The 13,257-nt window shown below is 72.9% G+C and carries 13 protein-coding genes; 9 read left to right on the top strand and 4 right to left on the bottom strand.

Annotation, left to right across the window (positions count from 1 at the left end; translation table 11 throughout):
* Positions 1–3: 3 nt before the first annotated feature.
* Positions 4–966, bottom strand: a complete 963-nt coding sequence (locus tag VKZ81_RS10705; protein ID WP_324241325.1) for a bile acid:sodium symporter family protein — start codon at positions 964–966, stop codon at positions 4–6.
* A gap of 204 nt (positions 967–1,170) precedes the next feature.
* Here VKZ81_RS10705 and VKZ81_RS10700 point away from each other — a divergent pair, with 204 nt between their 5' ends.
* The 9 genes from VKZ81_RS10700 to VKZ81_RS10660 all read left to right on the top strand — a co-directional run bounded on the left by VKZ81_RS10700 (position 1,171) and on the right by VKZ81_RS10660 (position 9,748).
* Positions 1,171–2,223, top strand: coding sequence for a TRAP transporter substrate-binding protein (locus tag VKZ81_RS10700; RefSeq protein WP_324241324.1), 1,053 nt, complete (start codon positions 1,171–1,173; stop codon positions 2,221–2,223).
* Positions 2,224–2,236: 13 nt separating this feature from the next.
* Complete coding sequence (locus VKZ81_RS10695) at positions 2,237–2,740, top strand: TRAP transporter small permease (protein WP_324241323.1); 504 nt, start codon at positions 2,237–2,239, stop codon at positions 2,738–2,740.
* Positions 2,741–2,753: 13 nt separating this feature from the next.
* Complete coding sequence (locus tag VKZ81_RS10690) at positions 2,754–4,058, top strand: TRAP transporter large permease (protein ID WP_324241322.1); 1,305 nt, start codon at positions 2,754–2,756, stop codon at positions 4,056–4,058.
* Positions 4,059–4,074: 16 nt separating this feature from the next.
* Positions 4,075–4,905, top strand: a complete 831-nt coding sequence (kduI, locus tag VKZ81_RS10685) for a 5-dehydro-4-deoxy-D-glucuronate isomerase (RefSeq protein WP_324241321.1) — start codon at positions 4,075–4,077, stop codon at positions 4,903–4,905.
* A 17-nt stretch (positions 4,906–4,922) separates the two neighbouring features.
* Positions 4,923–5,714, top strand: a complete 792-nt coding sequence (locus VKZ81_RS10680; RefSeq protein ID WP_324241320.1) for an IclR family transcriptional regulator — start codon at positions 4,923–4,925, stop codon at positions 5,712–5,714.
* Positions 5,711–6,499 carry an SDR family oxidoreductase gene (locus tag VKZ81_RS10675; RefSeq protein ID WP_324241319.1) on the top strand — a complete coding sequence of 263 codons (789 nt, stop codon included), beginning with the start codon at positions 5,711–5,713 and terminating at the stop codon, positions 6,497–6,499. The genes VKZ81_RS10680 and VKZ81_RS10675 overlap by 4 nt, the downstream gene beginning before the upstream one ends.
* Before the next feature lie 95 nt (positions 6,500–6,594).
* Positions 6,595–7,479, top strand: coding sequence for a polyphosphate polymerase domain-containing protein (locus tag VKZ81_RS10670; RefSeq protein WP_324241318.1), 885 nt, complete (start codon positions 6,595–6,597; stop codon positions 7,477–7,479).
* Positions 7,476–8,147, top strand: coding sequence for a DUF4956 domain-containing protein (locus VKZ81_RS10665; RefSeq protein WP_324241317.1), 672 nt, complete (start codon positions 7,476–7,478; stop codon positions 8,145–8,147). The genes VKZ81_RS10670 and VKZ81_RS10665 overlap by 4 nt, the downstream gene beginning before the upstream one ends.
* Positions 8,144–9,748, top strand: coding sequence for a CotH kinase family protein (locus tag VKZ81_RS10660; RefSeq protein WP_324241316.1), 1,605 nt, complete (start codon positions 8,144–8,146; stop codon positions 9,746–9,748). The genes VKZ81_RS10665 and VKZ81_RS10660 overlap by 4 nt, the downstream gene beginning before the upstream one ends.
* Here the strand turns inward: VKZ81_RS10660 and VKZ81_RS10655 are convergent.
* The 3 genes from VKZ81_RS10655 to VKZ81_RS10645 all read right to left on the bottom strand — a co-directional run bounded on the left by VKZ81_RS10655 (position 9,743) and on the right by VKZ81_RS10645 (position 12,751).
* The gene (locus VKZ81_RS10655; RefSeq protein ID WP_324241315.1) at positions 9,743–11,947 is read right to left on the bottom strand and encodes an FUSC family protein; all 2,205 of its coding nucleotides are present in this window, start codon (positions 11,945–11,947) and stop codon (positions 9,743–9,745) included. The two genes, VKZ81_RS10660 and VKZ81_RS10655, sit on opposite strands and share 6 nt — an antisense overlap.
* 75 nt (positions 11,948–12,022) lie before the next feature.
* On the bottom strand, positions 12,023–12,244 hold the full coding sequence (locus VKZ81_RS10650) for a hypothetical protein (RefSeq protein ID WP_324241314.1): 222 nt from the start codon (positions 12,242–12,244) through the stop codon (positions 12,023–12,025).
* A gap of 27 nt (positions 12,245–12,271) precedes the next feature.
* Positions 12,272–12,751, bottom strand: a complete 480-nt coding sequence (locus VKZ81_RS10645) for an NUDIX domain-containing protein (RefSeq protein WP_324241313.1) — start codon at positions 12,749–12,751, stop codon at positions 12,272–12,274.
* Positions 12,752–13,257: the final 506 nt, after the last annotated feature.

The raw sequence follows: 13,257 nt of genomic DNA, 5'->3' as shown, positions 1-13,257 counted from the left end.
GGCTCACCCGGCGTGGGACTGCGACCGGCTCGGGTGCGGCTCGACGGGGCGGCGCGCCCAGTAGCCGGCGAGGATCGACCCGCTGATGTTGTGCCACACCGAGAAGACGGCGGCGGGCAGGGCGGCGACCGGGTTGAAGTGGGTGGTGGCGAGCGTCGCCGACAGGCCGGAGTTCTGCATGCCGACCTCGATCGAGATGGCGCGGCGCGCCGTCTCGTCGAGCCCGCACAGCCGCGCGGCGAGGTAGCCCAGGCCCAGGCCGAGCACGTTGTGCGCGACGACCGCGACCAGGATGAGCAGCCCGGAGGTGAGCAGCGCCGACGCGCTCCCCGCGACGACCGCCATGACGACGGCGGTGATGCCGGCGACCGAGACCAGCGGCAGCGCGGGCAGCACCGCCTCGACCTGTCGCTCGGCGAAGCGCCGCAGCAGGAACCCGAGCAGCACCGGCACGACGACGACCTGCAGGATCGACACGAACAGCGCACCGGGGTCGACCGGCAGGAACCGGCCCGCCAACGCCAGCACCAGAACCGGCGTGACGATCGGCGCGAGCAGCGTCGACACCGAGGTCATCGCGACCGACAGCGCGGTGTCGCCCTTGGCCAGGTAGACCATCACGTTCGACGCCGTGCCGCCGGGCGCGCAGGCCACGAGGATGATCCCGACCGCGAGCTCGGGGCCGACGGGCAGCAGCGTCGCGAGCAGCCACCCCACGCCGGGCATGATCACGTACTGCGCGACGATGCCGATGACGAACGCGACCGGCCTGCGGGCCACGTAGGCGAAGTCGACGGGCCGCAGCGTGAGCCCCATCCCCAGCATGATCAGCGCCAGCAGCCAGGGGACCGCGGGCGACCACCCGCGGAACGCGTCGGGCGCCGCGAGGGCGACCGCCCCCGCCACGATCACGATCAGCGGGAACCACCGTCCCGCCCACTCACCGATCCGCTGCAGCTGCTGCACGAGGCGACTCCCTCCCGTGACCGCGCCACCCGCGCCGGTCCGGTCGTGACGATACGGACCCGGTCCCCGGGGTCGCGCCGCTGCCCCGCACCACAGAAAGCGCTCGCCCCATCCCGTTGCGCGGAACGGGTTGCCGCGTTACGGTCTGGCGCTGTTCCGTGTCACGGAACAAAGTTCCATATTCGAGCGACGAGGGAGTCCGACATGGGGCGGAGGAGGCAGGTGGTCGCCATGGCGGCCGTGGCCGGTGCGGCGCTGCTCGCGGTGACCGCGTGCAGCGCGGGGACGGGGGTCCCCGACTCCATCGGTGGCGAGGGCGGCGGCGGGGCGTCGACGGCCGAGACGGTGCTGCGGGTCGCGTTCAACCAGCCCGAGAACCACCCCCAGTACATCGCGCTGGAGGCGATGGGCGATCGGCTGCGCGAGCGCACCGGCGGCGCCTACGACATCGACGTCTACCCCAACGAGACGCTCGGGGCGCAGCGCGAGACGATCGAGCTGGTGCAGTCGGGCGCGCTCGACATGGCGCTGGTCGGCGGTCCGCTGCTGGAGAACTTCAACCCCGACTTCGTGGTCTTCAACCTGCCGTTCACGTTCGACTCGCAGGACCACCAGCGCCGGGTCACGAACGACCCCGCGATCGTCTCGGAGCTGTACTCCTCCCTCGACGACCAGGGCATCCACGTGCTCGGGGCGTTCCACGGCGGGGTCCGCTCGGTCTACAACTCCCAGCGGCCCGTCACCACGCCGGCCGACCTCGCGGGCATGAAGATCCGCGTCATCGAGTCCGACACCAACATCGAGATGATGCGGCTCATGGGCGGCAACGGCACGCCCATGGGGCAGGGCGAGGTCTACACCGCCATCCAGTCCGGCGTGATCGAGGGCGGCGAGAACAACGAGCTGATCTTCGCCAACCTCAAGCACTCCGAGGTGGCGCCGTACTACAGCTACACCCGACACCTCATGTTCCCGGACTACCTGATCACGAACCCGGCCGTCCTCGAGCGCATGTCACCCGAGCACCGCACCGCCTTCACCGAGGAGCTCAGCGCGGCGATCGAGGAGGAGGCGCAGCTGTGGAAGACCGAGGTCGAGAAGGCGATCCAGGCCGCGAAGGACGCCGGGGCGCAGTTCAACGAGGTCGACTCGGCCGCGTTCGCCGACGCGATCCGGCCGCTCGTGGAGTCGAAGCTGACCACGGACGTCACGCGCGAGATCCACGCGAAGGTGCGGGCCGCGGCGTCGGCGGGCTGAGCGGGGCACCGCGATGACGCTCGTGAAGAACGCGCTGGACCGCGTGCTGACCGTCGCCTGCGTGGTGCTGTTCGCCGCGCTCGTGCTGGACGTGTCGTGGCAGGTGTTCACCCGGCAGGTCCTGGGCGCGCCGAGCGGCTGGTCCGAGGAGCTCGCCAAGTACCTGTTCATCTGGCTGGGGCTGTTCGGCTCGGCGCTCGTGTTCGGCGAGCGCGGGCACATCGCCGTCGACGTGGCCGTGCGCCGGCTGCCCCGCCCCGCCCAGATCGGGCTCGCGGTCGTCGTCCAGCTCGCGATCCTCGCCTTCACCGCCCTCGCGCTCGTGTGGGGCGGGTTCCTGGTGTCGCAGCTGGCCTGGGAACAGAACCTCACGGGTCTGCCGGTCACCGTGGGCCCGCTCTACCTGGCGCTGCCGATCAGCGGGGCGCTGATCGCCTTCTACACCCTCTACCACCTGGTGCGGATCCTCACCGGCGCCGAGCGCCCGGTGGACGACTCCGAACCCGAGCTCGTCTGAGGAGGCCTCGGACATGGACCCCGCAGCGCTCGCCGGGCTCCTGCTGCTCGGCGGGATCGCCCTGCTCCTGGTGATCGGTGCGCCGGTGAGCGTCGCCGTCGGGCTGTCGTCGCTGGCGGCGATGTTCGTCATCCTCGGCACCGAGGACGGCGTGCTGACCTCGGCGCAGCAGATCTTCCGCGGGATCAACTCGTTCCCGCTGCTCGCGATCCCGTTCTTCGTGCTCGCGGGCGTGATCATGAACAACGGCGGCATCGCGCTCCGGCTGATCAACGCGGCGAAGGTCCTCGTCGGCCGGGCGCCCGGCTCGCTCGCCCAGACCAACGTCGCGGCCAACGCCCTCTTCGGGTCCGTGAGCGGCTCCGGGGTGGCGGCCGCGGCCGCCGTCGGCTCCACGATGGGGCCGCTGCAGGCGGAGGAGCGCTACGACCGCGGCTTCGCCGCCGCCACGAACATCGCGTCGGCGCCGTCGGGGATGCTCATCCCGCCGAGCAACCTGATGATCGTCTACTCGCTGGTGTCGGGCACCTCGATCGCGGCGCTGTTCGTGGCCGGCTACCTGCCCGGGATCGCGTGGGCGCTCGTGTGCATGGCGATCGTGCACCTGTACGCCCGCAAGCGCCCCGAGCTCAAGGTCACCGAGCGGCCCGGTCTCGCCCGGGCGCTGCGGACCCTCCTGGAGGCCGTGCCGTCGCTGCTGCTGGTCGTGGTCGTGATCGGCGGCATCCTCGCGGGCTTCTTCACCCCGACCGAGGCCTCCTGCATCGCGGTGCTCTACGCGCTGCTGCTGTCGTTCCTCTACCGCGCGATCGGCGTCCGGCAGCTGCCGGGCATCCTCATGGAGGCCACGCGGACCACGGCCGTCGTCATGTTCCTCATCGGCGTGTCGACGATCATGGGCTTCGTCCTGTCGTTCGCCCGGATCCCGCAGCTGGTGGCCTCGGGGATGTTCGGACTCACCCGCAACCCGGTCCTGCTGTTGCTCCTGATCGCGGTCGTGCTGCTCGTGGTCGGGTGCTTCATGGACCCGACGCCCGCCGTGCTGATCTTCACGCCGATCTTCCTGCCGATCGTCGAGAGCTTCGGGATCCACCCGGTGCACTTCGGCATGATGATCGTGTTCGCGCTGAGCATCGGCACGATCACGCCGCCGGTCGGGCCGATCCTGTTCGTCGGCGCGAAGATCGCCGGCCTCGGCATCGAGGACGTCCTGCGCCGGCTCTTGCCGTACTTCGCCGCGCTCACCGCGGTGCTCATCGTCGTGATCTTCACGCCGGGGCTGTCGCTCTGGCTGCCCACCCTGCTCGGTCTCCTCTAGCCAGGAAAGGACCCCCGTGCAGCAGCGCTACGCCACCAGCCCGGAGCAGGTGCCGGGCATGGACACCGCCGAGCTGCGGCGCCGCTACCTCGTCGAGGACCTGTTCGTCGCCGACGAGGTCCGCGCCGTGTACACCCACCACGACCGGGTCGTGCTCGCCGGCGTGCAGCCGGTGCACGACGCGGTCCCGCTGCCGACCTACCCGGAGATCCGCAGCGACCACTTCTTCGACCACCGCGAGGGCGGGATCGTCAACGTCGGTGGGCGGGGGGCCATCACGGTCGACGGCACCGCCTACGACGTCGGCCACGGGTCCTGCCTGTACGTGGGGCGCGGGGCCCGAGAGGTCGTGTTCGCGAGCGCGGACGCGGCGGCGCCCGCGCGCTTCTACCTCTTCTCCGCGCCCGCCCACACGGCGTACCCGACGACGTTCGTCGAGGCGGGCTCCGGCACGGTGCGCGAGCTCGGCGACCCGGTGACGTCGAACCGGCGCACCCTCAACCAGTACATCCACGAGAACGGGGTGCGCAGCTGCCAGGTGGTGATGGGGGTGACGACGCTGCACCCGGGCAGCATGTGGAACACGATGCCCGCCCACACCCACGACCGGCGGATGGAGGCCTACCTCTACTTCGACCTGCCCGCAGAGGACCGGGTCGTCCACATCATGGGCGAGCCGTCGCAGACGCGGCACCTGCTGGTCGCCGACGGGCAGGCGGTGATCTCCCCGAGCTGGTCGGTGCACTGCGGGTTCGCCACGGCGAGCTACAGCTTCGTCTGGGCGATGGCGGGGGAGAATCAGTGCTTCGACGACATGGACGGCGTCCCGATCACGCAGATGCGCTGACCCTGGACAGGTGAGACATGGCTGCCCGCACCCCCGCCACCGGTGAACGGTCGAGCGCGAGCGAGAAGACCCTCCTCGTGCTCTCCGCGGTGCTGTCGCACCCCCGGTTCACCGACGTGGTGGAGGCGACGGGGCTGGCCAAGGCCACGGTCCACCGGATCCTCTCCACCCTGATCGACCGCGGCTTCGTCTCGGTCGGCCGGGACGGCACCTACCTGCCCGGCCCCATGGTCCTCTCGCTCGCCGGGCGGGCGCTGCAGCGCATCGACATCTCCGCGATCGCCCAGCCGATCGTCGACGAGCTCGTGGCGCGCGTGCAGTGCACGGTGCACGTCGGCGTCGCGAACGGCGACGAGATCATCTACCTGATCCGCGCCGACTCGGACAAGCCGTACACGATGCCGTCCCGGGTCGGGCTGGCGATCCCGATGCACTCCTCGGCCATCGGGAAGGTCGTCCTCTCCGGCTACACCGACGAGGGCCTCGCCCGCTACGCCGCGCGCACCGGCCTCGTGCCGCGGACCGAGCGCACGATCCGCGACCTCGAGACCCTGCGGGCCACCGCCGCGGCGGTCCGCAGGCGCGGCTTCGCCGAGGACGACGAGGAGAACGAGCCGGGGATCCGCTGCGTCGCGGCACCCATCCGCGACCACACCGGAAGCATCAAGTACGGGCTGAGCATCTCGACGCTCACCCTCGAACACACCGCAGAACAGGTGGCGGCGATGGCGCCGTACGCCATCGAGGCGGCGGACAAGATCTCCGCCGCCCTCGGACACGTCCCCGATGAGGAGATCACGCCCCCATGACGACCACGACCTCCCCCGCCGCCTACACGGAGAGCCTGTTCGGCCTCGCCGGCCGGCTCGCCGTGGTGACGGGGGCGGGCCGGGGCATCGGCCTCGCGATCGCCGAGTGCCTGGCCGCCGCGGGTGCCGACATCATCGGCGCCGGGGCCCGCATGCCCGCCGGCGAGAGCGCCGTGCGCGCGGCGGTCGAGGCGCACGGGCGGACGTTCACACCGCTGCAGGCCGACCTGTCCGACCGCGAGCAGACCGCCGCGCTCGCCGCCGACCTCGCAGGGCGCGACGTCGACATCCTGGTCAACAACGCGGGCACGATCCGCCGCTCCCCGGCCGCCGAACACACCGACGCCGACTTCGACCACGTCGTCGAGGTGAACCTGCGGGCGGCCTTCGTGCTCGCCCGCGAGGTCGGCCGCTCGATGGTCCGCCGCGGCGGCGGCAAGATCGTCAACACCGCGTCGATGCTCAGCTTCCAGGGCGGGGTGCGGGTGCCCGGCTACACCGCGTCCAAGTCCGCGATCGCGGGGCTCACGAAGGCGCTGGCCAACGAGTGGGCGAGCCGCGGCGTCAACGTCAATGCGGTCGCCCCGGGCTACGTCGCCACCGACAACACCCGCGAGCTGCGCGAGGACCCGGCGCGCAGCCAGGAGATCTTGAGCCGCATCCCCGCGGGCCGCTGGGCCGCCCCGTCGGACATCGCAGGCGCCGTGCTGTTCCTCTGCTCCCGCGCCGCCGACTACGTCCATGGCGCGGTGGTGCCGGTCGACGGGGGCTGGCTCGCGCGGTAGCGCGTCCACATCCGGCTCACAGGTCGCGCTCACCGGCGGCACAGGCGCTTCCCGCGTACTTGGTGCGTCCACATCGCACCGAGGGGAGCACCTGCATGCGTTTCCGGCGTCGGCCGCGGGCGCGGGAACCGGAGGAGGCGGCCGACCCGCACGTCCCACCGGGGCCGGTGGGCCCGAACGCGTTGCGTGCGCCGAGCCCGTTGCACGCGTTCAACCGGTACGAGATCAAGTACCTGGTCGGCGAGGCGCAGGTCCCGCAGATCCGCGAGGAGCTGCGCCGGCGCATGGACCCCGACGCGCACGCGCGGCACGGCGGCTACGACGTGATCAGCCTCTACTACGACTCCGCCGGCCTGCGCTTCTACTGGGAGAAGATCGAGGGGCTGCGGTTCCGCCGCAAGCTGCGGCTGCGCAACTACGGTGACCGCGCCGCGATCACCGACGACTCACCGGTGTTCGTCGAGATCAAGCAGCGCGTCAACCGCGTCACCCAGAAGCGCAGGGTGCGGCTGCCGTACCACCTGGCGCGGCGGCTGTGCGACGGGCGCGAGATGGTGCCGCACGAGCCGGCGCAGCGGGCGTTCCTCGAAGAGGTCCTCGCCCTGATCGTCGAGAACGATCTGCGGCCCGTCGCGACCACCGGCTACCAGCGCGAGCCGTTCGTCGGCCGGGGCGTCGACCTCGGCCTGCGCGTGACCCTGGACCACCGCATCCGCGGCCGCGACCGCGACTTCCACCTGGGCGCCGAGGCGGAGAACCGGTTCATCGTCCCGCCCCACCTCGCGATCATGGAGGTCAAGGCGAACGAGCGGGTGCCCTACTGGGTCACCGACATGGCCGCCGCGCTGAACCTCTCCGTGGTGCGCGTGTCCAAGTACTGCCAGAGCGTGGAGGCCTTCGGCAAGGCCCCGCGCTCGGTCTTCCACATCCCCGACGACCACCTCGAGGACGCGTCGCGTCCCGTGCGGAGCCACGGATGAACTTCCAGGACCTCTCCGGCACCTTCAGCGCGTTCGACGTCGCCGCCGCGCTGGGGTTGGCGTTCGCGCTGAGCGTCATGATCGCGTTCGTCTACCGGGCGACCCACCGCAACATCTCCTACAGCCAGTCCTACGTGCAGACGCTCGTGGTCCTCGGCATGCTCATCGCGCTGATCATGCTGGTGGTCGGCTCGAACATCGCCCGGGCGTTCGCGCTGGTGGGTGCGCTGTCGGTGGTCCGCTTCCGCAACGCGATCAAGGAGACCCGCGACGTCGGGTTCATCTTCCTCGTGATGGGCGTGGGCATGGCCTGCGGCACGCGCTTCTACACGCTGGCGATCGCCGCCGCCGTCGCGATCTGCCTGGTGGTCGTCATCATGCACCGGTTCAACTGGTTCCACCTCAACGTGCAGCGCCAGGTCGTCAAGGTGCAGGTCCCCTCCGACGGGGACTACACGCCCGTGATCGCCGACGTGCTCATCCGCCACACGAGCGAGTTCGAGCTCGTGAGCACCGAGTCGATCCGCGGCGGCGCGTTGACCGAGCACTTCTACACGGCCCGGTTGAAGAAGGGCGTCACGCAGAGCGAGCTGATCGCGGCGCTGCAGGCGCGCAACGCGGGCCAGCGGGTGGCGGTGCTCACCGGCTACGACCAGACCGACCTGTGAGCGGGCCGCAGCCTCGGTGGCGCCACCGGATCCCGGTGCGGCTGCGCCACCACTGGCGCCCGGTGGCGCTGTGCGCGGCGTTCCTGGTGGTGGCGATGGGCGTCTTCGGCCCGTCCCGCGTGGTCCCCTACGTCACCGGGGACGACCTGTACGAGCCGCCCGTCGTCACCCAGGACATCGCCGGGACGGTCCCGCTGTTCGACGACTCGGTCGGCCACTCGGTGACGCTCACCTTCGCCGAGGCCGACTACGAGCGGATCCTGCAGGCCTGGTACGAGGAGGGCGCGAAGGAGTACATGGCGGCCGACCTCGTCATCGACGGGACGCTCGTCGAGGACGTCGGCGTGCGGCTGAAGGGCAACTCCACCCTGATGGCCATGCGCGACCCGGACAACCCCGACCGGGGCCGACAGCAGCCCCCCGCCGTGGTGCGGCTACCCGAGGGCGCCGTGCCTCCCGATGGCGCTGTGCCTCGCGAGGGCGCTGTGCCTCGCGAGGGCGCTGGGCCGCCGGGCGGCGGGGGCCGGGTGCGGGTCGGCGCCGTGCCGCTCAGCGACGACGAGCCGGAGACCCTGCCGTGGCTGATCAGCTTCGACGAGTTCGTCGAGGGCCGCCGCTACCAGGGGTACGCCGAGATCGCCGTGCGCCCGGCGAGCGGGAGCTCGCGGTTCGCCGCCAACGAGGCGCTCGCGCTCGGCCTCGTCGCCGACTCGGGGCAGCCCGTCCAGGACCACGTGTACGCGACGTTCACGGTCAACGACCGGCCGACCACCACCCGCCTGCTCCTCGAGCACCCCGACGAGGCCTACGCGGAGCGGGAGTTCGCGACCGACGGGGTGCTGTACAAGTCGCTGTCGGGCGGCTCGTTCACCGACAAGGGCGACGACCCGACCGAGTACGTCACCGACTTCGAGCAGATCAACCGCATCGGCAGCCAGGACCTGCAGCCGGTCATCGACCTCGTCCGGTGGGTGAACGGCGCCACCGACGAGGAGTTCGCCGCCGAGCTCGACGAGCACGTCGACGTCGGCTCCCTCGCCCGCTACGTCGCCACCCAGAACCTGCTGCTCAACTTCGACGACATGGCCGGGCCCGGGCGCAACTCCTACCTCCGCTACGACCTGGAGACCGAGAGGTTCGAGGTCATCGCCTGGGACCTCAACTTCGCCTTCACCGGGCACATCGACGCCGGACCCCACGACGAGGTCGGCATGATCGCCCGGCGCGGCGGTGCCCCTGCGCCCGGCGGCGGTGCCGCTCCGCCCGGCGCGGTGCTCGCACCGCCACCGGGCGAGGGGCCGCCGGGCCCCGGGGGAGACCAGCGGCAGGGCCCGGCGGTGGGGCACGCGCTCAAGGATCGCTTCCTCGCGACGCCGGCCTTCACCGCGGCGTACGAGGAGGCCTATCGCGAGCTCTACCAGCGGTTCTACGCCGGCGGTGGCGCCATGCGCGTGCTGGACGAGCTCGCCGCCACCGTGCCGGTGAGCGACACGCTCGACGCCGCCTCCATCGCCGCCGACCTCGACACCCTGCGGCAGACGGTCGCCGCGCGCACGGAGGCGCTCGCCGCCGACCCGGTGATCACCGGCTCCGCGTCATGACCGGACGGGCGGCCGCTCCCGGCCCGGCGCGGTGAGGGCCCCGTGCAGCCGGTGGAGGTCGTCGGCGAGGCCGTGCAGCCACCCCCACACGTCGACCACACGGAGCGCGTCGGAGGGCGCGCGCCCGTAGTCGGCGACGGGCGGGTGCGGGGACAGGCGTGCGTGCACGCCGGCGCTCTCGTCCGGGGGCGCCGCGGCCGCGGTGGCCAGGGCGGCGGCCGTGACCCGCAGGTCGTGCGCCACCACGGTGGCGGCGTCGACCAGCGCGGCGGCGACCGCGGGCCAGGGCAGGGGGTCCGGGTCCGGGTAGCGGCCCCGCAGGAGGTCGGCGTCGTCGACCAGCCGGTGGCCGACCCCGAGCACCGCCAGCCAGTCGACGTCCGCGCCCGCCGAGGCAGACGCCCCCTCCGAGCGGAACTGGGCGTGCGTCGCGTCCAGCAGCGCCAACCGCTTCGGCAGGTCCGCACGGGGCGAGGCGGGGGTCCCGGTCAAGATCCGCGCGGTGGCGACGACGTCGTCCGCGCCCGTCCGCAGCACGGCGGCCGCGCTGCGGCGCACCTCGCCCGCGCCGCCGCGGGGCCACACCGCCGCGCCGATGACCGCGCCGACCAGCCCGCCGAGGACGACGTCGACCAGCCGCGTCTCGGCGAGGTGCCACGTCGCGGGCGCGAGCTGGGCGAAGATCGCCGCGACGACGACGGTGAACCCGGCCTGGCCGGCCGCGGGCCCGAACAGCGGCCCGACCGCGAAGCCCAGCGCCATGAGGACCGGCAGCGACCACGTGTAGATCTCGGTGCGGTCGCCCACCGCGACGAGCATGATCCCCGCGAGGACGGCCCCGGCGAGCACGCCGCCGAACGCAGGGCCGAGTGTCGATCGGCTGGCCACGAGCGACGTGCGCATCAGGGTGAGCGTCGCCAGCATCACCCAGAAGCCGTGGGTGATGTCCGGCAGGTCGGCGACGATCCGGGCGACCGCGAGCCCGACCGCGAGCCGCACGGCGTTCTGGAAGTACACCGAGCGGGGCGTGAGGTGCACCCGCAGCCGGCGCCACCACCGCTGCGCCGCCGACCGGTCCAGGTAGGCGAACGTGACCGGCGCGATCCCGACCGGCGGCTCGTGGCCCGCGAGGCCCAGGGCGGCCCGGGTGCCCACGACGATCGCCCGGGTCGACTGCGCGGCCATCACGGCCTCCGCGCCGACGCGCAGGTGGCGTCGCGCGATGTCGTCGCGGGCGGCGAGGATCGCGGCGCGCCGGCTCAAGAACTCGGCCAGCGCGGTGTCGAGGGGTCCGAGCGCGGGCGCTTCCCCGGCGCCGCGCAGCGCGGGCGCGCACGCCTCGACCGCCCGGCCCGCGGTGGCGACGAGGCGGGCCACGGCGTCCCTCGCCTGCCCGCCGAGCGCGGGGTCGTCGAGCAGGGCGACGAGGTTGGTGAGCCGGGCCGTGACGGATTGCAGCGCGATCGCGGCGATGCCGAGGCTGCGGTCGCGGACGCCGGGTCCGACGGGCCGTTCCGCGCGGGGCACCTCGTCGAGCCGCAACGTCGCGACGGCGTCCATCGCGCCGGCGCCGCACCGCTCGAGCCCGTCCCGCGCCCCGGGGTCGCGGGTCGCCGCCGCGACGGCGGCCGCGTACCGACCCACCGGCTCGATCGCGTAGGCGAGCCGGTCGGCGAAGCCCCGTGGACCGGGGGCGGGCCACAGCACGCGGTCGGCCGCCGCGAGCAGCCCGATCCCGACCACGACCCCGGCCAGGCGGGCGGGCAGCGAGCCCGGGTCGTAGGGCGGGAAGCAGGGGAGGATGTAGAGCAGCTGCAGGCCGTTGGCCAGCCCGGCGATCTTCGGGCCGCCCACCGTCGAGAACGCCACCGCGAAGCCCACGACCAGCATCCCGGCCGCGGCGGCCCACACGTCGACCGCGAGGACCGTGCCGAGCGCCACGAGCACCAGGCCCACCGGCAGCGCGCCGAGCAGCAGCCGGGTGCGCTCGGCCGGGGTCCCGGCGACGTCGGACAGCAGGCCGAGCGCGATCGTCCCGAACAGCGCGTAGAGCGCCGCGACGGGCTGGCCGAGGAGGTACTGGCAGGCGTAGAAGCCGGCGCACGCGGCCACCGTGACGCGCAGGGCGCGGCGCACGGCGGCGGATCGCGGGTCGTGGCGGCGCAACCACGGCCGGACCCCGGTGAGGACGGCAGGCACGGCATCACCCCGTCGGAGCGAGGCCCACCACCGTGGCGCAGCCTGCGGCGGCCGTCGAGCCCCGAACGGGGGCAACTACCAGGCGGGGGAGCGGGGGCGCGACCGCCCCAGGCGCTGGATGACCAGCCGCTCGGTGGCCGCGCGGTGCTCGTCGCTCGCCGCGATCAGCTCCTCGACGTCCCGGTTCCGGACCGCGTCGATGATCCGCTGGTGGACGTGGTGGACCTGGGGGGTGGCGGTCTCCTGGTCCGAGGTAGAGCGCGCGGTAGAAGCCGAACCCCGAGCACCCGCCTTCACGGCCGCTGACGCCCTCGGCCGGAGCGGTCACTCCAGGAACGGCGCCCCGGTGAACTCCAGGAAGTAGCGGACGCGGCGCCGGTGGGCGGGCGTGAGGTCGAGCCGGAGCACGTCGCGCCGGTCGCACCACGCGACTTCCAAGGACTCGCTGCTGGTCGTGAGCTCCCCGCCGACGGCGGTCCCGGCGAAGAGGATCGCGAACTCCTGTCGGACCTCGCCGTCGCTCGCGTACTCGACCACGTGGTGGGGGTTGCTGAAGATCCCGACGAGACCCGTGATCTCGCACCGGACGCCGGTCTCCTCCAGCACCTCGCGCCGCCCGGCCTGCATCGGGGTCTCGCCGACCTCCTGCTTCCCGCCCGGGAGCGCCCACTTCCCGTTGTCGGCCCGCCGGATCATCAGGAGCTGGTCGGCGTCGTTGACCACGGCGACGGCGACCGCGGGGACGATCCGGGTGGGCCGGGGTGCGTCGGGATCGTCGACGTGGTCGATCCGCCGGCCGGTCACGGGCCGGAACTCTAGCGGCGGGCTCGATCGGCCGTACGCCTCGGCCGTCTCCCGGAGGTGGCGACTCGGCAGCGGCGAAGCCGACCCGGCTCCTGGGATCCACGCGCCGACGGACGAGTCGACCACCGATCCACCACCGCGGGAGGCAGTACCGGTGCTTCGCCGAGACCTCGCTGCACGTGGCCCGAGCGTGCGGCCGGGCCGGGGCAGGCCGGTCCGCACGTCGGTGCCGGTGAGAGCCACCGTTGGTCGAGCAAGCGGAGTCGGTCGCTTCGTCGACCTCACCGAGCCGGTGGCGGCCGTGCTTCAGGTAGCGATCGCCCGCTCGCCCGAAGGGACGTCATGACGTCCGAAGCACCGCCCGGCACGCCGGAGGCGCCAGCCCAAGCCGTCGGCTTCACCCGCGACGGCGGGGAGCTGCGGTCCGACCGGGTGTTCGCCTGCGGATTCAGGCGGCGGCACCGGGAGGAGCACCGAGCTCGGGGCCATCGGCTACGGGCCCGCAG

This window comes from Pseudonocardia sp., assembly GCF_035305885.1.
In the GTDB taxonomy this organism is placed as follows: Bacteria; Actinomycetota; Actinomycetes; order Mycobacteriales; family Pseudonocardiaceae; genus Pseudonocardia.
Note: the sequence above shows the minus strand (reverse complement) of the source record. Positions and strands in the feature narration are given on the sequence as shown.

What these genes read in the sequence shown, in the direction of transcription:
- VKZ81_RS10700 (WP_324241324.1), top strand. Translation starts at nt 1,171, where the DNA reads ATGGGGCGGAGGAGGCAGGTGGTCGCCATGGCGGCCGTGGCCGGTGCG.
- VKZ81_RS10695 (WP_324241323.1), top strand. Translation starts at nt 2,237, where the DNA reads ATGACGCTCGTGAAGAACGCGCTGGACCGCGTGCTGACCGTCGCCTGC.
- VKZ81_RS10690 (WP_324241322.1), top strand. Translation starts at nt 2,754, where the DNA reads ATGGACCCCGCAGCGCTCGCCGGGCTCCTGCTGCTCGGCGGGATCGCC.
- VKZ81_RS10680 (WP_324241320.1), top strand. Translation starts at nt 4,923, where the DNA reads ATGGCTGCCCGCACCCCCGCCACCGGTGAACGGTCGAGCGCGAGCGAG.
- VKZ81_RS10675 (WP_324241319.1), top strand. Translation starts at nt 5,711, where the DNA reads ATGACGACCACGACCTCCCCCGCCGCCTACACGGAGAGCCTGTTCGGC.
- VKZ81_RS10670 (WP_324241318.1), top strand. Translation starts at nt 6,595, where the DNA reads ATGCGTTTCCGGCGTCGGCCGCGGGCGCGGGAACCGGAGGAGGCGGCC.
- VKZ81_RS10665 (WP_324241317.1), top strand. Translation starts at nt 7,476, where the DNA reads ATGAACTTCCAGGACCTCTCCGGCACCTTCAGCGCGTTCGACGTCGCC.